Genomic DNA, 21,344 nt, shown 5'->3' with positions numbered 1-21,344 from the left:
CCATTTCACCGACTGGTTAGGAGGAGCAAGCATGACAACGAAGAAGACCGCGCATATTATTTCCCATACGCATTGGGACCGGGAGTGGTATTTGCCTTACGAGAAGCATCATGTTCGGCTGGTGGAGCTGATGGATACCCTTCTGGATACGATGGCAAGCAAGCCCGATTACAAGAGCTTCTTTTTGGACGGACAGACCATTATACTAGAGGACTATCTGCAGGTACGACCGGAACGCCGTGCGGAACTGGAGGCATTCATTCGTGAAGGACGAATTGGCATTGGCCCTTGGTACATTCTACAAGATGCATTCCTGACCAGCTCTGAGGCCAATGTGCGCAATATGCAGATCGGTCATCGGGATGCGGCGCCATACGGCACCATTTCCAAAATCGGCTACTTTCCCGATACGTTCGGCATATACGGTCAGGCGCCTCAGCTCATGCGCCAAGCCGGCATCGACAACGCGTTATTCGGTCGCGGTGTGAAGCCGACGGGCTTCAATAATACCGTATCCGATTCCTACGAGTCCTCCTTCTCGGAATTGGTATGGGAAGGCCCGGACGGCTCGAAGGTGCTGGGCATTCTGTTCGCGAATTGGTACAGCAATGGCAATGAAGTACCGACTGACGAGACGGAAGCGCGTGAATACTGGGAGCGCAAGCTGGCGGATGCGGAGCGGTATGCATCCACGAACCAACTGCTCTATATGAACGGCTGCGATCATCAGCCTATCCAGTGCGATCTTCCGGAAGCCATCGAGCAAGCCAAGCGCATTCATCCTGAAGTGGAGTTCATTCATTCCAACTTCGAGGACTATCTTGCGTCAGTGCGTGGGGCGATGTCCGGTGAAGGGCAGCTCTCCGTCGTGAAGGGAGAGCTTCGCAGCCAGCGTACGGACGGGTGGTCCACGCTAGTGAATACGGCTTCCGCGCGCGTCTATCTGAAGCAGATGAATCAGCGTGGACAGTCGCTGCTGGAGAGCACGGCTGAGCCGCTCGCGGCAATCGCGCATCGGTTGGGCCAATCCTACCCGCATCACTTGTTCACCTATGCGTGGAAGACGCTGATGCAGAACCATCCGCATGACAGCATCTGCGGCTGCAGCGTCGATGAAGTGCATCGTGAGATGGTCACTCGATTCGATAAGAGCCGTCATGTCGCGGAATCCATTATCGACGATAGCAAGGCGGTTATCGCCTCTGCGCTTCGGACAAGCGTGTTCGCACAATATGGCGAGAACGCCTTGCCATTCGTCGTATTCAATACAAGCGGCTGGGAGCGCAGCGGCGTAGTCGCTGTGGAACTGGATGTCAGCCGCATTTACTTCCGTGAAGGCAAGTCGATTCCGGAGATGAACAACATGATGAAAGACGTAAGCTTGGCCGACAGGACGCTGCTGAACGAGCAAGGCGAAGCTGTTTATTGCGATGTTGAGGATCTCGGCTTGCAATTCGGCTATGATCTGCCGGAAGACCGGTTCCGCCAGCCGTACATGTGCCGCCGCGTCAGGATTACTTTTGAAGCGGCTGCAGTTCCAGCCTTAGGCTGGCGCTCGTTCGCCTGGATGCAGACGAATGGGACGGTGGTTAACGGGGAAGAGGAAGCTTTAGCCGACGGGAATCATGTGCTGCAGAACGATTACTTGCGTGTGGAAGCACAAGCCGACGGTAGCCTGATCGTGACAGATAAGACGAGCGGACGAGAATTCCGCGACTTACTTATATTCGAGGATACGGGCGACATCGGGAATGAGTATATGTACAAGCAGCCGAATGGAGAGACGGCGATTACGACGAAGGACAAGCGGGCTTCGGTCAAGCTTATCGAGAATACAAGCTATCGAGCTGCGCTTGAGATCGTCCATGAGCTCGACATTCCGGCATCCGGCGATGAATTGTTCCAGCAGGAGAAGCAAGAGATCGTCTACTTCCCGAACCGGGAGAGCGGTCGGACGACAGAGCGTACAGTGCCGCTCGTCATTCGCGTCGTCGTCAGCCTGGACAGAAGCGGTCGTGGCGTTGGCATTGTTGTCAGCTTCGATAATCAGGCGATGGACCATCGGGTACGGGCGTTGTTCCCGAGCGATGTGGCGGCAAGCCATCATTATGCCGACTCCATCTTCGAAGTAGCCAAGCGGGACAATGAGCCTGCGAAGGAGTGGGAGAACCCGAGCAATTGCCAACATCAGCAAGCGTTCGTCGATGTGAGCAACAGCGAAGCGGGGCTGACAGTTGCGAATCAAGGCTTGCATGAATATGAGCTGCTCCGTGACGGTCGCAATACGATCGCGGTCACACTTCTTCGATCCGTGAGCGAGCTTGGCGACTGGGGCGTATTCCCGACACCGGAAGCGCAATGTCTGGGCGAGCATAGCTTCAGCCTGATGCTGTTGCCGCACGGCGGCGAATCTGAGCGATTCCATGCTTACGAGCGTGCATATCAATTCGGCATTACTTGGCAAGCGGTTCAGACCGATCTCCATGAAGGCGAGCTGCCTGCTTGCTCCTCAGCAATTGCATGGGAAGGTGAAGGACTGGCGTTCACTTCCATGAAGATTGCTGAAGGCACCGGCGATGTGATGATGCGTTGGTACAACATGGACAACAAGCCGGCTGAATTGTCCGTAACCGTGCCTGAGGGCAGCAAGGAAGTGTACAAGAGCAACATTATGGAACAGCCTTCTGATGTCGACGGTGCTTCACTGCCTGTTCGCCAGGGCAGAACCCATGTTCAAGCAGTTGCACCATTTGAAATCGTAACAATGGGCTATCGTTAATAATTTTGCTCAATAATATAGCCCGAGAATGAAAGCTATATAACACAATTAGAGCGGGGGAGGTCTCCGCTCTTTTTTGTATTCGATTTTTGCAATGGCAAGAAAAGAACGCCCACTTTCCCCTCGGGAAGTTACAGCAAAAGAAAATGAAGATGATCTCCCCAAGAAGTGAAATCGATGCTATGATGGAGAGTATTATGTCAACTGCTCAAGTGCAGACGAAAACGATCAGTCTGTAGGTACGGTAGGGAAAACAGAGGAGGATATAGGCAAGATGTGGCTTATGTATGCCATCCTGGCGGCGGTTAGCTTCGGGATGAGGGGGATATCGTATCATTGGACCAGTCAGCAAGGTTTTGACCGCAATTTATTGCTATGCGGCGCATTTACGATGGGGGCTGTAGTGAACTTAATCGCTGCGATCGCGACCGGTTCCGCTTGGGGGGCTGCTAGTCTTGTCGGTATTCTGATGGGACTGTTCTCACTTGGCGGCAATGCGGGAATGTTCAAAGGATTTGCGGTAGGAAAAGCGTCGTTGGTCGCCATTCTTACAGCGTTGCCATCTGTTGTGGTCGTCATTGTTGCCTACCTGTTATGGGGAGAGAAACTTCATACGATGCAACTTATTGCGTTTCTTATTATTATTTGTGGAGTGCTGCTTGTCAGATATTCCAACGATTTATCGCTTCGCAACCTGCAAGGCGCTCAGTGGGGGCTGCTCGCTATGCTGATGTTCGCCTTTAACGATTTGTCGGGCAAGTGGTCTACGATGATCGGTGCGGAGCTGTTCCCCAGCATGTTCTTCCTATTCACGACGGGAGCGATATGCTTCGGATTATGGTGGCTTGCCGATCTCAGGAAGTCGAGGATGCAAGCTTCCGAGCTTGCCGCAGCCGTAGAAGTGTCAGGGAAGTCAGCTGCTGTCGATAAGGCGGCCGCAGGTATTGTCCCTTCCCGCTTGCGCACCTTCTTGATAGGTATGGCGGTTGGAACGACGAATACTGTGGGCATGTTCTTTATCATAACCGCATTTGATCTCGGCAAGGCCGGACTGGTCTCCGCCGTGGCGGCGCTTAATGTGATTATCATACTTATTTATACCCGATTCGTGGTGAAGGAGAGCTTCTCTCGGACAGAGCTGGCGGGCATTATCCTTGCCTTTGCAGGCATAGTCATCATGAGGTTGTTCGGAACCTAGCACAATCCTATAGAAGCAAACCGACTGTCATGAGCGACAATGCCTCATGACAGTCGGTTTTTGTATTTGCCGCTATATTTCAATTGAAACTTTACAGTCACATTATCGAGCTCAACAGTGCTCATGTCGGGATGAGGCAAAATGTATCTTTGCCAGTCCCGATAATGATATCGAAATAAAACGGTGCCCAAATTGTATACATCCGCCTTCATTTTTTTACCGGTTCGAAAAGTCTCTCTCACTTCCTCGGTTATTTTCTTCTCAACAGCTTCTATAACCTCTCTCTCGTTCGGTTCTTGAACCAGTTCATCGATAAATCCGGATATGTGAATGGAGATATCAAAGACCACTTTGCCGTTTTTCACGACAAACGTATGGTTCACATTGGGACGATTGAGGACAAGTGTTGCCGCCGGTTTTCCGTGCAGCCAAATCGTTAGCGGCAATCGGATGGAGGCAGGACTCGTGTATCTTTTCCCAATCAGTTGATCGGTAGACAGATAGCCGTTCAAATGTTCCCGATTGTAGATGTAGGCTCCATCTATAACAAGCTGAGGTGTCTTTTCCATACCCTCTTGCCAATGCGTGTTATTGACGTTGATTCTGGGTAGAATCGCATTTTTGCCTCGGTCGTAATAGTCCGCGATGAATCGGTAGAAGTATACCGGTTTTATGGAGGAGTACTGGGCATAGTTATGCTCCGGCTTCATTAATACAGATTCGCTAGGCGAATAGCCGAAATTGGGTGTGATGTTCAATATTTCTTTAATATCCGTATTCGTGCCGAACAACCAGAGATTGTAGCGAATTTCCCGATAGCGGTTAATCAGATCGATGAACTGCTCTACTCTTAATTGCTTTAGTGCATTCTCATGAATAATAACTGCCATGATGTGACCCCAATAGAGCGTTTGCTGCTCATATTTGTATAGATCGAAGAAAGCCTCTGTCATCGTTTTGCCCTTCCCAGTGCCGATAACGGATTTATGCCTTGCCGGACGTTCACCTTCTCGCTGCGCTACATTGGAAAACGTCAGGGCTTGCATATAGATGGTGTATTCATTGTCCGAGTAGTCAATTCCGATCGTTGTCGTATAGACGGCTTTTTGAATTTCTTTGTAGTCCCAACAGCCTGCTAGCAACAGGATGGAGAGCACTAGGACTAGGCAAAGAACGACGCGGAGTTTAAAGGCCGCATGGATCATGTATGCATTAATCTCCTTTCTTCAAACTCTTCGGTACTCGCCCCATCCACTTGAGCGGGAGTGAGAAAGTGGCCTGCAATATCTCCTTCAGACGCAGCGGGGCGAACGGTGACAAGTAAGGGATGCCGAAGGAGGTGAGACCGATCATGTATACGATTAACAGCATCGTAAACAGCATAAAACCGTACATGCCAAGCAAAGAAGAAAGCAATAACGCGATAACTCTTATGGTACTGATCGTCCCGGCTAACGTCTGGCTGATCAGTGTAGAGCCGGCTACGAGTGAAATAGCGCCTACGACGACGATCGTAGGCGAGAGAATGCCTGCCCGGATGGCGGCATCTCCAATGATGAGTCCACCTACAACAGTCAGTGTCTGACCAATCATGGACGGCAAGCGATAGCCGGCTTCCTTGAATGTCTCCAGCAGGAGCAGTACCATCAGCATTTCTAACGGGGCCGGCAGCGGGGTGCCTAATCGCGTCAGCACGATGGTAGCAAGAAAGGGAAAGGGTAATTGATCCTGATGAAAACCGATAAGCGCAATAAAGAAGCTGGGCAGCATAATGGCACTAATAAGGCTTAACATCCGCAGCACTCTTCCCAGTGAAGAAGACAGAAAGTTGAAGTGACTGTCTTCCGGCGTCTTGAGCAGCAGCGGCAAAGTGGCTGGTGCGATCATCGCGCCGGGTACGCCGTCGATGATGATGGTGAATCTCCCCTTCAGCAAGCAAGAAGCGATGAAGTCCGCTCGTCCGGTATATGCGGTAAGCGGGAATAAGCTGTAAGGCTTGTCCGATATAAGCTCTTCCAGTTGATTGGCGCTTGTCAGCTCTTCTATGGAAGAAGGGATATTGTCCAGCTTATTGCGAACAAGCGCCAATATATCGTCATCCAGCTTGTCTTTTAAATAAAGCAACCCCACTTTCGTATGTGTGCGTCCGCCGATGATTCGCTTCTCATACGCAAGCTGACTGACGGGAAGCCGTCTGCGAATTAATGCGATATTCGTTTCTATATCTTCCACCAGCCCGTCCTTGGGGCCGCGGATCGATACTTCAATGTTGGTCTCCTCTGTCGACCTTTTGGGCATATTGCTGATTGGAACAGATGCGCATGCCTGAGATTGATTCCAATACATCACGACGTCCCCATGAAAGACAGCTTCAATCAAATCCTCCAACTTGTTCACTGTAGTTAGTTGCATGCTGGAATGGGACAGAATCGATTCTTGATCAGAGGAAGGCACCTGCTTCTGCAACCGTTGCAATTCCGGTACGATCATGCTGTTAATCTGCTGAAGGTCGATTAATGATTTGCAATAGATAAGGTGCACATCCTGATGATTCGGGAAGTGTCGGCATTCAATGACGATATCGTCCAATTCGGTGAACGACTCTTTAACGGCTTTCAGATCCATGTTGCGACCATCCTTTCTTCCTGTAAGCAATCAAGGCAAGCACTAGCAGCACTGCTGCCAATATCAGCATACAGGCAAATACATATGGAAAATAATAAATCATCATTGCGCGCAGAAATGATATATCGCTCATCGGCCATATGGTCAGAACAGCGATGAGAACAGCGGCTATGCTGGCAGCCACTGTGCGGCGCCGGGCGGGAAAAAGGTCTGAAATAAGAAAAATGGCCAGACTGATTCGGATGAAAGCCCCGCTTATCCATTGATAGATGGACAAGAAGTCCAGATGGTTGATGTAGTTGCCTATCCGAACAAGGCGCCATTCTTCGAATGCGGGAAACCGCTGTGTTGCAGCTTCTACGGGTCCAAATTCCGCAATCGCTCCCATAACCGGACCAATTGTCAAGCCTGCCATAGCCAGTCCCAATAGAATGATATAGCCAGTCTTCACTTTGTTCTTCACATAATGAATCAGCAGCAATATATAAAGTATCTCAACAAAACCGGTACCGACATACACGATTCCCCGCCACATGCCTGAGGAACCGTATTCGAAGAGTGGAAACAGCATGCTATAATCTTTGTGAGGGAAATTGGCTATCATCACGAACTCTCCGAACACTAGGACGAAAGGAAGCAGTATGACGGAGACGAGAGCGATTGAACGAATTCCCTGCAGCGACAAATACAAGCACAGGCCGATAAAGGACAGTACGATTACGCTTGGCGGCGTCAGAGGCAAATACGTCGAGCTCGTCCATATTTTCATATCCTTGCCGGTAGTGACGGCGGACAGAAGCAGCAAACAAACAAAAGCGGCCGCGATTATGCCAGCAGGAATCTTGCCAATACGCTCAACAAGCCACGTCATCATCGGCTTATTCATCGCTTGGCTTCGCTTGGCGATAATGGCAATCGCCCAGAATACCGGTATGAACAGCACGGTAGTCACGATGATGGTTAGCCAGGCATCGCGCTTCGAGATTTCCAGCAAGGAAGGAATCAGAATCACGTGATTCATCAATCCGATTGAAAGCAACATGATGGCGGATAAGTGCAAGAAGGATATTCCTGTGCTTTTCATGAGGCACTCCTCATTCCCTTTTTACACTAGAGTTGCCATTATGGAGATGAAGCAAACGTCAAATAACGGGTTGATCTTTAATCCTATAACTGATTAAAATGAAACATAGCGTTCCGAGCGAAATACTAGAAGAAAGTAGACGATGCTGAAGATGGATATTTTTTTGCATATTTTAGTTACTAACGTACTGCCGATGGGGCTTCTGATCGGTCTGGGGGTTATCCTTCAGCGAGCCTTCACATTGGATATTAAAACGTTGTCCAAGCTTAATTTTTATCTGTTCTCTCCAGCCATTATGTTCAATCTGATTTATAATACGGCAATTACGGCGCAGTCGATCGGGGAAGTCATGTTGTTCTTCGTTCTATTCATGGTGGGGCAATATGTGCTGGTGGAGACCGTCATCCGAATCAGAGGCTACAGCCCCGGTATGAAAAGCGCTATGCGCAACAGCGTGTTGTTCTACAATAGCGCCAATTACGGCATTCCGCTCAATCAGCTAGCCTTCTCCGGGAATAAGGAGACGCTGGCTGTCCAAGTGTTGATTATGATGATGCAATCGCTCATCCCCAATACATATGGCGTATATAATGTTAATGCGCATAAAGCCAATCGGGCGGCGATCTGGCGGACGATTATGTCCATGCCGGTCATCTATGTCATCCCGCTTGCCTTCCTGCTACGCTACTTGCATGTGCCCATTCCGCAATCGATCGAGACGCCGATTACCTATTTGTCCGATGCGTTCATCGGCACGGCACTCATTACGCTTGGGGTGCAGCTCGGCAGCATGAGCTGGAAGGTGAGTCGTTCGCTTGTCATTGACGTCAGTCTGTCCGGCATCCTCCGACTGGTGGCCGGTCCGCTGCTCGCGTGGCTGATCGTGTGGCTGCTTGGTCTGGAGCGATTCGTAGCAGCAGCGCTTATTGTATCGTCTGCGGTTCCTACGTCGCTTAGCAGTGTATTGCTCGCTGTAGAGTTCGATAATGAGAAGGAATTCGCTTCCCAGTCAGTGTTCATATCCACGCTGTTCAGCATTTTGACTGTGACGGCCGTCATCTTCTTCCTGAAGCTTGAGCTGTAGTGGGGGAGGTGCAGAATGAGAGGAAGGGAAGAAGAAGGGAGGGGCTCGACATGCAGGAGAGACGGATGCCGGATGGCATGGGGATGCGGAAGTTCGGTAGCGGGGTTCGGGTGAAGCCAGCCAGCGTATGGCATATGCTCGTCCAGATGGCTGCCAATGCTCGCTCGGAATGGAGAGGGCTGCTTGCAGCCCTGATCGGCATGATAGTAATCTCTCTGCTTGAATTTCTCATTCCGCAGCTGACGAAATATACGATTGACCACATTATTGTAGAGCAATTGTATGGGCAACTGATGCTCATCGGTGCAGGCATATTGACGGCCGCGGCACTGCTCGGTGTTATGCGGTTTATAAGCGCCTCTTTCATGGCGGCTGTCGGACAGAAGGTGCTATTCAAGCTGCGCAACGACTTGTACCGCCATCTGCAACGGCTCGACGTTGCTTATTACGATCGGAATCGGACAGGAGATCTGATGTCGCGCGTCACTAACGACGTCAGCATGCTGCAGCAGCTGATTTCCTCCGGGATGCTGCAACTGTTTACAGACTCCTTCACCTTTGTCGCGATAGCTGCATATATGCTTTGGGTCGATTGGCGATTAACGCTGCTGCTTTTGGCCACGTTTCCTGTTATGTTCTTCATAACGAGGCTATTCGGGCGCAGCATTCGATCCGCATTCCGCAAGGTGCAGCAGTCGGTTGCGGATGTGAGCGACCATCTGCAGATTACGTTAACGGGCATTCGCATGATCAAGTCCTTCACGGCGGAGGGATACGAATCAGAGCGGTTCACGGAGCGGACGCAGCGCAATAGGGAGGCGAACGTTCGAGCGGCACGATTGCGGGCCGCTTACGAGCCTATTATCGACTTCATCATTTATGTCGGACTCGCGATTGTCGTCGTATTCGGCGCGTGGCTGACGATGAGAGAAGAGCTGACGGTCGGAACGCTGGTTGCATTTATTGCATATTTGCGCCTGCTGCAGAATCCGGTCAGACGCTTCAGCCGTATTCTGAATACTGTCCAACAGGCAGCGGCCGCCTATGAGAGAATTGAAGAGGTAATGCGGACGACTCCGGGAATAGAAGATACGCCCGATGCCGTGGAGCTGCCCACCGTCAAGGGACACATTCGATTCCGGGATGTGACCTTCTCATATGGAAGCGACGGAGCGGTGCTTAACGGCTTCGATCTGGAGCTGGCGGCCGGAGAGGTGACGGCGCTGGTCGGTTCGTCGGGAGCGGGCAAGACGACGATCGCCCATCTGATTATACGATTCTATGATGTGGACAGCGGCAGTGTAACGATCGACGGTTATGATCTTCGGAATATTACGCAGCAGTCGCTGCGCTCCAGCATCGGTATCGTGTCCCAGGATGTCATCCTATTCAACGGGACGATCGCTGAGAATATCCGTTACGGCAATCAGAACGCGAGCGAAGAGGAGATCCGGGCTGCCGCTGAAGCGGCCAATGCGGCTGCATTTATTGAAGGCTTCGCGAATGGCTACGATACGGAGATCGGAGAGAGGGGGATCAAGCTGTCAGGCGGACAGAAGCAGCGGCTCTCCATCGCCAGGGCGCTGCTTAGCGATCCTCGCATTATTATTTTGGATGAGGCGACGGCTTCGCTGGATACGGAATCGGAGCAGTTGATTCAGGAGGCGCTGCAGACGCTTCTCCAAGGGAGGACGTGTCTCGTTATCGCCCATCGCCTGTCGACGATTCAGCGTGCCGATCGGATCTATGTGCTGGAGGATGGACGCATCGTAGAGCAGGGAACGCACTGGGCACTGCTGGAGCGGAGGGGAAGATACCGCGAGCTGTACGAGCTTCAGTTTCCGGTAACGACGTAAGGAGCGGCGCAACAGAGCACAGGTTCCTGCCAGTGTCGGTAGGGACCAGCTGCGAGAGTAGAGATAGCCTGCCGGCTTCAGATGCCGGCAGGCTATTTGATATTTATCGACGCGTGCTATGTCAACTGGGTTCGAATAGTGATTGGCGGAAGTAATTATAGTTCCCACCATTTCAAGTAAAGATAGGGATCGATGGAATGGTAAGACGGGGTGCGCTTGTATATGCTGAAGTGCAGGTGAGGCAGAAATTTGCCGCTCGTGCCTTCAGGGCCGTAGCCGGTGCTTCCTACATAGCCGATCGGCTGTCCGGCGCTGACCTTCGCCCCCACCTTGATGCCGGAAGTGTATCCTGACAAGTGCGCATAGTAGAATTCCGTGTTGTCGTCAACCCGAATCGTCACACGCCAGCCGCCATATTCATTCCATCCCGCCTTGACGATCGTGCCGCTCGTTGCGCTGTATACAGGCGCGCCTTCATTCGCCATTATATCGACGCCCTCGTGCTTGCGGATTTCTTCGCCATTAGGTGACCAACTGCGGGCTTCGGCATAGCTGTTTGTATATTCGGTATATGTACCTGCCTTCAGCGGGAATACGCCATTTGCGAAAGCGGCAGGTTTTTTTGGCATGCGAATATCCAGACCTGTCCATATCATATTCGGATTCGGGATTTGGGGATTGGCCGCAATGAGCTTGTCCAGCGGGACAGCGTATCGCAGGGCGATTTTCCACATTGTATCGTTGCTCTTGACGGAGATTGTGTCGTATTCCTGCGGATCTGGCACCTGCAGTGTCTGTCCAACGAGTAGATTGTGGGAATTCAAACCGTTGCGTTGCATAAGCTGTTCCACTGTCGTACCGTGCTTGACGCTAATTTTCCATAGACTGTCTCCAGGCTGAACGGTATAGGTTGCAGCTGCAGCTATCCCTGGCGATGCTGCAAGAACAGAGAGCATAGCGGACATACATATGAGCTTTTTCATCTTGTGTTTCATGCGAGGTCTTCCTCTCTATGTATGGAATGGGTGTTCAGTTCCATTTTAATGAGGATGCTGCGATAGATTTAGCTGTAAATAATGGAAGGCTAGAGGACGAGGGAAATGGGAGGGTAAAGGTTAGTTTCATATTTTAATAGAAGAATATCATATATTATGATTAATAAAGGGGGTTATGTCATTTATAATCGTAATATACTTGATGATGAGGAAGGAGAGCTTAACGATTATGAGAAAAAAATTAATCTATTCCCCCCCTGCCAACGGTTATCCGGAATGGAACAATAACCCTGAAATCTACCAACTGAACCGGATGGACGCCCATGCTCATCTGATGCCATTCCATACAGTGGAAGAGGCGCTCATAGGCGACCATGCCAAGTCCAGCAATCGCATGCTGTTGAATGGCAAGTGGAAGTTCGCCTTCGCAACGTGCCCGGAGAAGCGGGAAGAGTCCTTCTATAAGACCGAGTATGACAGTAGTGCCTGGAATGAGATTAACGTTCCCGCACATTGGCAGCTGCAAGGGTACGATTATCCGCAATATACGAATGTGGTCTATCCGTGGGTGGGCAATGAGGAGGTTAAGCCTCCGTATGCGCCTGTGAAATACAATCCCGTCGGCTCCTATATTCGCCACTTCACGATTCCCGATGGATGGAGGGGGCAGCCGGTGTTCATCAGCTTCCAGGGTGTCGAATCCGCATTCTACGTCTGGCTGAATGGTGAGTTGGTCGGTTACAGTGAAGATACGTTCACCCCGGCGGAGTTCGATCTCACACCGTATCTGCAGGAAGGGGACAATAAGCTGGCAGTGGAAGTATATCGCTGGTGCGATGCAAGCTGGCTGGAGGATCAGGATTTCTGGCGGATGAGCGGCATCTTCCGCGATGTATATCTGTATTCAACCCCGGAAGCGCATATTTACGACTTCGGTGTCATAACCGAGCTGGATGAGCGCTATTGCGACGCCGAGCTGAAGATAAGCGCCAAGCTTATTAACTACTTCGGCAGGGAGCTGGGCGGATTGACGCTGGAGGCTCAGCTCTATGATGGGGACAAGCGGCCGGTGCTGCGGGAAGCTCTGGCGACTTCGATCACGGTCGAAGGCGAGGACTATACGAATGCTGCGTTGTCCGCATCGGTGGAGAAGCCGCTGTTGTGGAGCGCGGAGCAGCCTAATCTGTACACGCTCGTGCTCGCACTGAAGTCGAGCGATGGCACAATATTGGAGACGGTAAGCTGTCGGGTAGGCTTCCGCCGCTTCGAGATCAAGGATGGCCTTATGCTCATTAACGGCAAGCGGATTCTGTTCCGAGGCGTGAACCGCCATGAGTTCTCCTGCGATACCGGCCGTGCGATCGACGAGTCGGATATGCGTCGGGATATCAAGCTGATGAAGCAGCACAATATCAATGCGGTGAGGACTTCCCATTATCCCAATCAGTCGCTCTGGTATCAGCTCTGTGACGAATATGGCCTGTATGTGATCGATGAGAACAACTTGGAGACGCACGGCTCATGGAAGTACGGACAGCAGGAGCTGGAGGAGACGATACCAGGCAGCAGGCCGGAGTGGACCGCTGCGTGCATCGATCGTTGCAATTCCATGCTGCAGCGGGACAAGAATCACCCCAGCATCGTGATCTGGTCGCTGGGCAACGAATCGTTCGGCGGAGACAACTTCCACCGCATGTATGATTTCCTCTCGGAGCAGGACCCGACGCGTCTCATTCACTATGAAGGGGTATTCCATTATCGTCCGTCCGAGGCGGCCTCTGATATCGAGAGCACGATGTATAAGAATCCGATGGCGGTGGAGCAGTATGCGCTGAGTTCGCCGAAGAAGCCTTACATCATATGCGAATACAGTCATGCCATGGGCAACTCCTGCGGCGGCTTGCATCTGTATGGCGAGCTGTTCGACAAGTATCCCGTTATTCAGGGCGGATTCATCTGGGATTGGATCGATCAGGCGATTCGGGTGACGGATGAGGATGGAAATGCCCGCATGCTATATGGCGGAGATTTCGGGGAGTCGCCGCATGACGGGAACTTCTGCGGGAACGGGCTTATATTCGCAGACGGCGCCGTCTCGCCGAAGCTGCAGGAAGTGAAGAAGGTATACCAGCATGTGAAATTCAGGGAATCTGATCTGAAGCAAGGAAGGATAACCGTCTCCAACAAAGCGCTATTCTTATCCCTGGATGAATACGACTTCAAGTGGTCCGTTGCTGTGAACGGGCAGACAGTGCAGGAGGGCAAGCTGTCCGTCAGCGCTGCGCCGTTAACAGATGTGGAAGTGGAAGTGCCGTATGTACTGCCGGTATTGCAGAATATGTCCCAGGAAGCCGTGTTGACCGTTAGCGTTCATCTGAAGGATACGGCTCTGTGGGCGGAAGCAGGTCATGAGCTTGCGTTCGAGCAATTTATTCTGCCGGCGAAGCTGACTGCCGAAGCAAGCGGCGATGCGCTGCGGCAGCAGTCGGAATCCAATAGTGTACTTGTCGTGCAGCAGCACGAACATATTCTTGCTGTGAGCGGCGGAAGTGGAGAAGGGAATACCACGTTCACGATCAAGTTCGATCAACGCACGGGCGATCTGGCCTCCTATGCATGGAACGGCAAGGAGCTGTTGTATTCGGCGCCTGCGCCTAACTTCTGGAGAGCTTACACGGATAACGACCGCGGCAACAGAGGGAATGAGCGGTGCGCAACCTGGAGACTGGCCGGGGCGGAACGCGAGCTGCTGAGCATGACTTGGCATAGAGGAGCGAGAGAGATCGAAGTGGCTGTCCGTTACGCATTGCCCACTACTGTGGTCTCCTATGTGAACATGTTCTACAGAGTGCAGTGGGACGGAACGGTGGACATCAGGGAAGAGCTTCATCCTGGCGGCGAATCCTTGCCGGAGATTCCTGAAGTAGGTGTCATGCTGCAGATGCCTGCAGCATTCGATACGGTAAGCTGGTACGGGAAAGGCCCGGAGGAGACGTATTGGGATCGCCAGACCGGAGGGAAGCTTGGGTTGTATACAGGCAAAGTGAAGGATCAGCTGGCTCCGTACATTCGTCCACAAGAGACGGGCAACAAGGTCGGCGTGCGGTTCGCATCCGTGACGAATGCTGCCGGCGAAGGGCTCAGCTTCCAGGGCAACCCCAGCTTCGAGCTGAATGCCTTGCCTTATACGCCTAGCGAGCTGGAGGCGCATGATCATCCCCATCTGCTGCCGCCTGCAGAGAAGACGGTTGTCCGTGTGAACGGCTTGCAGATGGGTGTGGGCGGCAACGACAGCTGGGGCGCACGAACAGAAGCGCCGTATGTGCTTCATGCGACGCGGGTGTATACGCATCAATTCTCATTTAGAGGACTATAACGATATCAAGAATGCGCCTTTAGCAGCCGGATAGCTGCTAAAGGCGCCTTGATTTGTTTCATTCGAATCGTCTTGCACATTTATTTTAGAGTTGGGCGAAGCTTTCGCAACATAATTCGCCAACTCACTGCGGCCACTGTCCATACCGCATATCCGATTAATCCACCGAGGACGTTCAAGATGAGATCATCTACGTCAAAAGAGCCGAGACGCGCACCTAGCTGGGTCAGTTCGATGGTGAGGCTGGCCAGCATCGTCCAGACGATGCTCATCGAGAAACGCCGTGCCTTAGCGAATAGGATCGGCAGCAGGAAGCCAAGCGGGACGAAGAGCAGCACGTTGCCGAAGAGATTAATGAACCAAGTATCGAAGTTGAGACTATGGTAACGGTTGGCGTAATTCAGAATGGTTTGAAAAGGAATAAAGTTGGGATTAGGCTGTTCCATGTGACGTAGCATAAGTCGCGATGGGCTCAAGAGTAGTTGATATACAACGATCATTGCATAAGACGTCAAGAAAAACCACAACAAGGTTCTCAGCCATTTTCGATTCGGTGATACTGCTTTGTTAATCAAGTCTCCTACAAGGTTCGACTCGCCAAAGTCGGCAATAGCCAACTTAATCGCATGTTCATCTTGCACACCCTCGGCAACATAGCTCCTTCTTCAAAAGAATTCATGCGAATCCAGCCTTTCTGCACGATTGAATCAGTGCGTGTACTTGATCCCAAGCGGCCAGCTTGTCGGTCAACTCCGCTTTTCCAGTTTCCGTGAGCGCGTAAAATTTCCTCCGACCGCTTGCTTCGTTGTCGATCCAATAGGAACGAAGTAACCCTTTGTTTTCAAGTCGTTTTAGCGCGGGATAGAGCGTCCCTTGACTCATTTGGTACGAATCCTGGCTCAACTCCTTCAACTGTTGGACAATCTCGTACCCATAAGTATCCTTGCGCGCTATTATTGAGAGCAGAAGGATGTCGATACTGCCTTTCAAAATCTCTTTGTCCATGTCGTTCACCTCTTAGTTACATTGTATAGCGACATATGTCGCTATACAAGTCTATTTTCTAAAAAATGTTGAATTAGAGATGGATTGGTGGTGGGAACTATTTGAAGGTCAAGGGTACAACGATGTCGAATATGGTTATGGTGTTAACGTGGGAGGGATAACTGGAAAAAGTACAGTTGATTGCGCTTGATTCGCATGTTTTTCCTGATGTAAATGGAAAAGCTACAGTTGTTTTTGCCATTTCAGCTAGAAAACTCTGAAAGACTGGATTCCAACTGTACTTTATCCAATTAGTTGTTACCTTGCTGCCCATTTTCGAATAATCTAACTGTACATTTTCCAGTTAGTCGTCACCTGGTGTACTAAACGGAATGAAGAGGTGATCCTTAATGACGGTTCTATTCCGTCCCGTTCAATCCCCGACCATGCATAGCGAAATTCAACTGCCGGGATACAGCTATCGCGAATATCGGCCGAGCGGTAGGCTTGCAGCGTATGTTGCTTGTTATTGGTCGGTCGATTTCGATCCCAGAAGCGGGATGCAGTCCCATCGAATTATTCCCGATGGCTGCGTGGATATTATCGTCGATCGAACTGCAAGCTCCAGCAGCGGGGCCGCATTCGCCGCAGGGCTCATGACGACGTACCACGTGCTTGATTTCGCTGAGGAGCAGTCCTCATTCGGTATCCGTATGTTCCTGGAGTCCGCCCGTTCCCTGTTGCGAATCCCGGTCTCCGAGTTGACCGGCGGGCGGGTTTATCTGGAGGAACTATGGGGAATGGAAGGACGGGCGGCGGCCGAGCGACTGCTGCTCGCAAGCGATGTGCCCGAACTGATTGAACTTGCCGAGCGGCTGCTAACCGCCAGATTGTCTCGATGGGAGGCCTCGGCAACTCCCGGGCTTGTACAACACGGACTGTATTATATGTATGATGCCAATGGCGCGTTGTCTCTGTCCGAGCTGGCAGATAAGTTGGGGTATAGCGAAAGGCATCTCAGACGGGTGTTCGAGCAGGAGCTCGGCGTCGGACTGAAGGAGTTAGTGAACATTATTCGTTTCCAGAGCTTGCTCCGCGGATTGCGGGACGACGCCTACGCCAGTTATGCGGAGCTGGCTGTACAATACGGTTATTATGACCAGTCCCACATGACTGGCGCATTTAAGCGCTATTACGGCAAGACGCCGACGCAAGTGTGGAGAAGAGACGAGAAGGTATCCGATTGATTTTGCAGCCAGGGGGAGGTCGGATCATGGAGTGTTGTGAAAGAGTCCGTTTTTTCCTATTATTCGATCGAGAGTAAGGGTAAGATGAGAATGAATAGCAAATAACGGAAAGCCAGCGAATCTTCGCGGATTCGAATGGCATGGAAGGAGAATAGCGGTATGGGAATTCGCTTGGATATGGTGGGCATCGTAACGAAGGATATGAAGAAGGCGCTGGATTTTTACCGACTGCTGGGATTGTCCATTCCGGAAGGGTCGGACGACGCCATGCATGTTGAAGCTGAGGGACAAGACGGCATTCGGCTGGCGTTCGACAAGCAGGAGATGATTGCAGACATTTATGGCGGCTGGGAGGAACCGGCGGGCCATCGGATTGAGTTGGCTTTTCTATGCGAGAACGCCGCTGCGTTGGACAAGCTGTACAGTGTCATCGTAGAGAACGGCTTCGAAGGCCATCGCGAGCCATGGGACGCGGTCTGGGGCCAACGTTACGCTATCGTGCGCGATCCCGACGGCAATCTCATCAGTTTGTTCGCATAGGAGGCAGTCATGGAGATTACGACTTATGACGAGTTTGCGCAGTTAGTGGAGCGATATCGGATTTTTCCATTCGCAGCGTTCGTCCCTGAGCATCCGGCACTGACGACTGTCACCGCTGAGAGCGCCTGGCATACGGAGACGGAGACCGATCCGTGGCTGTGGCGCATCCGGATTGCCCAAGAAGGCAAGGCTACGTACGGCAAATTTTTCGGGGCAAAGGCTGCATTCATCCAGAGCGAGCTGTTCCCCGCTATGATGACGTTGATGACGGGCAACCGGACGGCGAAGGAACGGTTCGAAGCCGGTTCGATGTCGCGTGCAGCTTACCGGATCTATGACGTCATCCGTGAGAACGGCAATGTAGATTCGCGCAGTTTGAGGAAGGAAGCCGGTTTTGGGGCCAAGGAGGATAAGAAGGAATACGACAAAGGGTTGAACGAGCTTCAAAGCGGCGGCTACATCGTCATTACCGGCTCGGCCAGGCAGAATGAAAGTTGGAGCAGCATGTGCTACGAAACGTCGGAGTCTTGGCTACGATCGGTGTTGGAAGACTACGAGAGCCTGTCCGTGGAGGATGCTAAACGGCGGGTACAGGAGACACTCGGGTCGGCGTGCTCGGAGAAGGCTTATGCATTTTTCGCGAAGAAGCTGGGATTGAATCATTAAGCATTAAGCAGACGAAGGGCGAGCAGGGAGTATCTCCGGCTTCGCCCTTCGTTCTATTAGAGAGTTAGTTCTGCTCCCTGAGATAGATGCGGCTTGTCTCTTCCCAGATGGCGCCGGGCTCAAGCGTAACCAGTCCGATCTCTTCGGCAGGAAGCGTCACGTTAGGCGCATTGACGAGATTGAGCTGCGGCTCCGGACAGAAGAAGCCGGGTGTCGCCTCGTTATTCCAGATCATCCACTGCTTGTACGATGCGCCGGCATCGTATACCAGTGTCACGCCTTCATGAGCGTCGGTCAGCTCCATCATATTGCGTCCATTCTTCGTCGTGCTGGAATAATGATTGTCCATGATAGCCCAATAAGGGGACAAGCCGGTCGTTCGCATCGCTTGCTCTTCATCGGACAGCGGGAGATATTCCCCTGTCGGCAGCATGCGCTCATTCATCTCCCACCGCTTGTCGATCGTCATCGTGAAGCGGCAGTCCTCCGGCGTGCTGCCGGGAGCGAACGGCGCGTTGATCGCCGTATGGAAGCCTAGCAGGCATGGCATCGCGTCCACGCCCCGATTATGCACCATGACATGCTGGAGCAGGCCTTGATCGCTCAGAGAATATCGCAGTCGCAGAGTGAATTCATGCGGCAGATAGCGGTGGATGGGATGGCTGTCGTCTATCGCAATACTTAGCGAGACATAGCTCTCCGTTGGGTTCGTGCCATAATCGTCGACTTGCCACGACGCGGTATGGAAGAACCCGTGCAGATGATTGCCCCTCGCCACTTCGTTCACGGGGAAGGTGTACGTGCGGCCGTTCCAAGTGAACGTGCCGTTGTCGTAGCGATTGGGCGGGAACAGGATGGGGATACCATGCACGCCGGGACTTGCCCGGAATGCGTCCATCTCATCGGAGGCAGGCTCTCTCAAAAAAGTATATTGCCGCGCAGTGTCGCGGAAGGCAATAAGGTTGGCGCCCACATGGGGCAATACAGCCGCTTCGTAGGGCCCCCACTGCAGCCAGACGGCTTCTTCGTCGTGGAACGGCTGACGGAATGCTTGTGCTTGCTTAGTCATAGTATCCTCCTAGAATCAATGGATGTTCTTTCCTATTAATATAGCAGGGCTGCGAATAACAAACAACCGCCCCCTTCACGTGTAAAGACGAGAAAGAGGCGGTTGTCAGTTATGACGAAACTTAGTTTGAATTTTTCACTTCGTTATTCTTCTTGCGTTGCGAGAACAACTGCTCGATGACGAATTGCTTGCGGCGATTGACAGACAATCGCTTCGTATCCGAGCTTGCCGTCCCGAAGCATACGGTACCGTTCTCAATTGATCGGATTCCGGAAATATTAATGTAGCAGTTGGAGCTAATCTGGAAGTAATTGATTTTGTCCGTCAGCTGCTTGATCTCATCGGCGGTCATTCTTATTTTTCTATTGTAATAGGGACCGTGGAAGCTTACGAGACCTTGTACGCCGATCTTGAAGTAGAGAATATCCCTCTCCAGATCGAAGTCCTTGTAAATATTCCGTTCATTTAAAGCTACCGTTGCTGCATTCATCATCCTTTTTCCCCCTTTTAAGAATGTGAACTTCAGAATTGTTAGCGCTTACATTATAACATACTGCATGGAGCTTGTGAAGAGAAACCTTAAAAAAATTTAAGGTTCGAGGAAGCCGAGCCTGAAAACAGACGGTAAAAAAAGGATTGTCTGCCGATGAAGCTTGTGCTATGTTCACTTTAGCTTATTAAATGAAAGAGATAGGAGTGAGGACAGGCGCGATGAAAAGGGGTTGGAAAGATGGGCTTCTGTATATCGGATGCTATGGCGAGCGGAGCGAAACGACCATTCACGTGTGCCGGCTGGATAAAGAAACGGGAGGGCTGACGCTACTGCAAAGCACGGCAGGGGTGGAGAATGCATCCTATCTGGCGATGCACCCCGGCGGCGAATGCCTGTACGCGGTGAAGGAGACAGACAATAGTGACGGAAGAGCGGGCGGCGGAGTCGTCAGCATGACAATAGGAGCCGGCGGATTGCTGGGAGAGACGACGAGCAGTCAGTCTTCTGAAGGGGCGCATCCCTGTTATATCAGTGTTGCCGCTGATGGTCGCGCTGTATTCGTGGCGAATTATACGGGGGGCCGTGTCGCGCTGTTGCCGCTTACGTCGAACGGCGAATTGCAACCGGCTACTTCTGTGAAGGGAGGAGGCCGGGACGAAGAGATTGCCGGTGAGGGCCAACATGTGAAATCCAACGCCCACTGCATAACCGCAATGCCAGGCACTGAATATGTATGTGCGACCGATCTGGGTCAGGATGCAATTATTACTTACCGCGTCAATCTTGATAGGGGGACGCTGGACCGACATCATATATGTCGGCTTCATCAAGGGGCTGGACCGAGGCATCTCCTCTTCCATTCCGCTCTACCCGTGGCTTATGTCGCGAACGAGCCGGACTCCAGCATAACATTGCTGCGTGTCGATAAGGATGCGGGAGCGCTAACGCCGCTGCACACCTATTCACCGCTGCCTGCAGACTACGACGGCTACAATGATTCGGCGGATATCCATCTGTCTCCGGATGGCCGCTTCTTGTATAGCTCCAACCGGGGTCACAACAGCATCGCGGTCTTTGAAGTGGATACGGCAAGCGGCAAGCTGAAGCCTGTCCAGCATATCAGCTGCGGGGGCGAGTTGCCGCGCAACTTCGGCATTACACCGGATGGCGGCTACTTGCTGGCGGCCAATCATAAGAGCGGCACCGTTGTTGTATTCCGCCGTGATACGGCAAGCGGCAAGCTGATGCAGACGAAGCACTCTCTCGCGTTATCCTCGCCGGTATGCGTGCGTTTTGCAAATAGCTAGATTACATGAATAGATTAATTGGAAGGCAGGTCCTATATAGT

The 21,344-nt window shown here is 51.9% G+C and carries 17 protein-coding genes; 9 read left to right on the top strand and 8 right to left on the bottom strand.

Annotated elements, in window-relative coordinates; translation table 11 throughout:
• Positions 1-31: 31 nt before the first annotated feature.
• Positions 32-2,779: an alpha-mannosidase gene (locus tag ACFQ2I_RS19305; RefSeq protein WP_377567143.1), complete on the top strand. Its 2,748-nt coding sequence runs from the start codon at positions 32-34 to the stop codon at positions 2,777-2,779.
• A 274-nt stretch (positions 2,780-3,053) separates the two neighbouring features.
• Entirely contained in the window at positions 3,054-3,977 is a 924-nt protein-coding gene (locus ACFQ2I_RS19300) for an EamA family transporter (protein ID WP_377567141.1), read from the top strand.
• A 44-nt stretch (positions 3,978-4,021) separates the two neighbouring features.
• On the opposite strand, the gene ACFQ2I_RS19295 is transcribed toward ACFQ2I_RS19300, so the two are convergent.
• Genes ACFQ2I_RS19295 through ACFQ2I_RS19285 form a run of 3 tightly spaced genes read right to left on the bottom strand, consistent with a single transcriptional unit; the run spans position 4,022 to position 7,686 of the window.
• Positions 4,022-5,182, bottom strand: coding sequence for a Ger(x)C family spore germination protein (locus tag ACFQ2I_RS19295; protein WP_377567139.1), 1,161 nt, complete (start codon positions 5,180-5,182; stop codon positions 4,022-4,024).
• A 7-nt stretch (positions 5,183-5,189) separates the two neighbouring features.
• Positions 5,190-6,602 carry a spore germination protein gene (locus ACFQ2I_RS19290; RefSeq protein WP_377567137.1) on the bottom strand — a complete coding sequence of 471 codons (1,413 nt, stop codon included), beginning with the start codon at positions 6,600-6,602 and terminating at the stop codon, positions 5,190-5,192.
• On the bottom strand, positions 6,583-7,686 hold the full coding sequence (locus tag ACFQ2I_RS19285; RefSeq protein ID WP_377567135.1) for a GerAB/ArcD/ProY family transporter: 1,104 nt from the start codon (positions 7,684-7,686) through the stop codon (positions 6,583-6,585). Before ACFQ2I_RS19285 ends, ACFQ2I_RS19290 begins: the two co-directional genes overlap by 20 nt.
• 151 nt (positions 7,687-7,837) lie before the next feature.
• Here ACFQ2I_RS19285 and ACFQ2I_RS19280 point away from each other — a divergent pair, with 151 nt between their 5' ends.
• A complete protein-coding gene (locus ACFQ2I_RS19280; protein WP_377567191.1) occupies positions 7,838-8,770 on the top strand; it encodes an AEC family transporter in 933 nt (310 codons plus the stop codon).
• Positions 8,771-8,820: 50 nt separating this feature from the next.
• A complete protein-coding gene (locus tag ACFQ2I_RS19275) occupies positions 8,821-10,626 on the top strand; it encodes an ABC transporter ATP-binding protein (RefSeq protein ID WP_377567133.1) in 1,806 nt (601 codons plus the stop codon).
• A gap of 155 nt (positions 10,627-10,781) precedes the next feature.
• Here the strand turns inward: ACFQ2I_RS19275 and ACFQ2I_RS19270 are convergent, their stop codons facing one another.
• On the bottom strand, positions 10,782-11,621 hold the full coding sequence (locus ACFQ2I_RS19270; protein ID WP_377567131.1) for a LysM peptidoglycan-binding domain-containing protein: 840 nt from the start codon (positions 11,619-11,621) through the stop codon (positions 10,782-10,784).
• Between the two features lie 229 nt (positions 11,622-11,850).
• Here ACFQ2I_RS19270 and ACFQ2I_RS19265 point away from each other — a divergent pair, with 229 nt between their 5' ends.
• Entirely contained in the window at positions 11,851-14,997 is a 3,147-nt protein-coding gene (locus ACFQ2I_RS19265) for a glycoside hydrolase family 2 TIM barrel-domain containing protein (protein WP_377567129.1), read from the top strand.
• Between the two features lie 80 nt (positions 14,998-15,077).
• On the opposite strand, the gene ACFQ2I_RS19260 is transcribed toward ACFQ2I_RS19265, so the two are convergent.
• Both ACFQ2I_RS19260 and ACFQ2I_RS19255 read right to left on the bottom strand, forming a co-directional pair.
• A complete protein-coding gene (locus ACFQ2I_RS19260; RefSeq protein ID WP_377567127.1) occupies positions 15,078-15,638 on the bottom strand; it encodes a VanZ family protein in 561 nt (186 codons plus the stop codon).
• A gap of 34 nt (positions 15,639-15,672) precedes the next feature.
• Positions 15,673-16,002, bottom strand: a complete 330-nt coding sequence (locus tag ACFQ2I_RS19255; RefSeq protein ID WP_377567125.1) for a PadR family transcriptional regulator — start codon at positions 16,000-16,002, stop codon at positions 15,673-15,675.
• 389 nt (positions 16,003-16,391) lie between these two features.
• Between ACFQ2I_RS19255 and ACFQ2I_RS19250 the strand changes: the two genes are divergently transcribed.
• The 3 genes from ACFQ2I_RS19250 to ACFQ2I_RS19240 all read left to right on the top strand — a co-directional run bounded on the left by ACFQ2I_RS19250 (position 16,392) and on the right by ACFQ2I_RS19240 (position 18,434).
• Positions 16,392-17,228 (top strand): DUF6597 domain-containing transcriptional factor, encoded by an 837-nt coding sequence (locus tag ACFQ2I_RS19250; protein WP_377567123.1) that lies wholly within the window; start codon positions 16,392-16,394, stop codon positions 17,226-17,228.
• 159 nt (positions 17,229-17,387) lie between these two features.
• A complete protein-coding gene (locus ACFQ2I_RS19245) occupies positions 17,388-17,768 on the top strand; it encodes a VOC family protein (RefSeq protein ID WP_377567121.1) in 381 nt (126 codons plus the stop codon).
• Positions 17,769-17,777: 9 nt separating this feature from the next.
• Positions 17,778-18,434 carry an AlkZ-related protein gene (locus tag ACFQ2I_RS19240; protein WP_377567119.1) on the top strand — a complete coding sequence of 219 codons (657 nt, stop codon included), beginning with the start codon at positions 17,778-17,780 and terminating at the stop codon, positions 18,432-18,434.
• A 64-nt stretch (positions 18,435-18,498) separates the two neighbouring features.
• Here ACFQ2I_RS19240 and ACFQ2I_RS19235 read toward each other — a convergent pair whose 3' ends face one another.
• Positions 18,499-19,503, bottom strand: a complete 1,005-nt coding sequence (locus ACFQ2I_RS19235; protein WP_377567117.1) for an aldose 1-epimerase — start codon at positions 19,501-19,503, stop codon at positions 18,499-18,501.
• A gap of 121 nt (positions 19,504-19,624) precedes the next feature.
• Positions 19,625-19,996 carry a LytTR family transcriptional regulator DNA-binding domain-containing protein gene (locus ACFQ2I_RS19230; RefSeq protein ID WP_377567115.1) on the bottom strand — a complete coding sequence of 124 codons (372 nt, stop codon included), beginning with the start codon at positions 19,994-19,996 and terminating at the stop codon, positions 19,625-19,627.
• A gap of 218 nt (positions 19,997-20,214) precedes the next feature.
• Here ACFQ2I_RS19230 and ACFQ2I_RS19225 point away from each other — a divergent pair, with 218 nt between their 5' ends.
• Positions 20,215-21,303, top strand: a complete 1,089-nt coding sequence (locus ACFQ2I_RS19225; RefSeq protein WP_377567113.1) for a lactonase family protein — start codon at positions 20,215-20,217, stop codon at positions 21,301-21,303.
• The last annotated feature ends 41 nt before the right edge of the window (positions 21,304-21,344 follow it).

The organism is Paenibacillus chungangensis, from assembly GCF_042675905.1.
Classification (GTDB): domain Bacteria; phylum Bacillota; class Bacilli; order Paenibacillales; family Paenibacillaceae; genus Pristimantibacillus; species Pristimantibacillus chungangensis.
The sequence above is the reverse complement of the archived record's forward strand: the minus strand, read 5'-3'. Positions and strand labels throughout refer to the sequence as shown.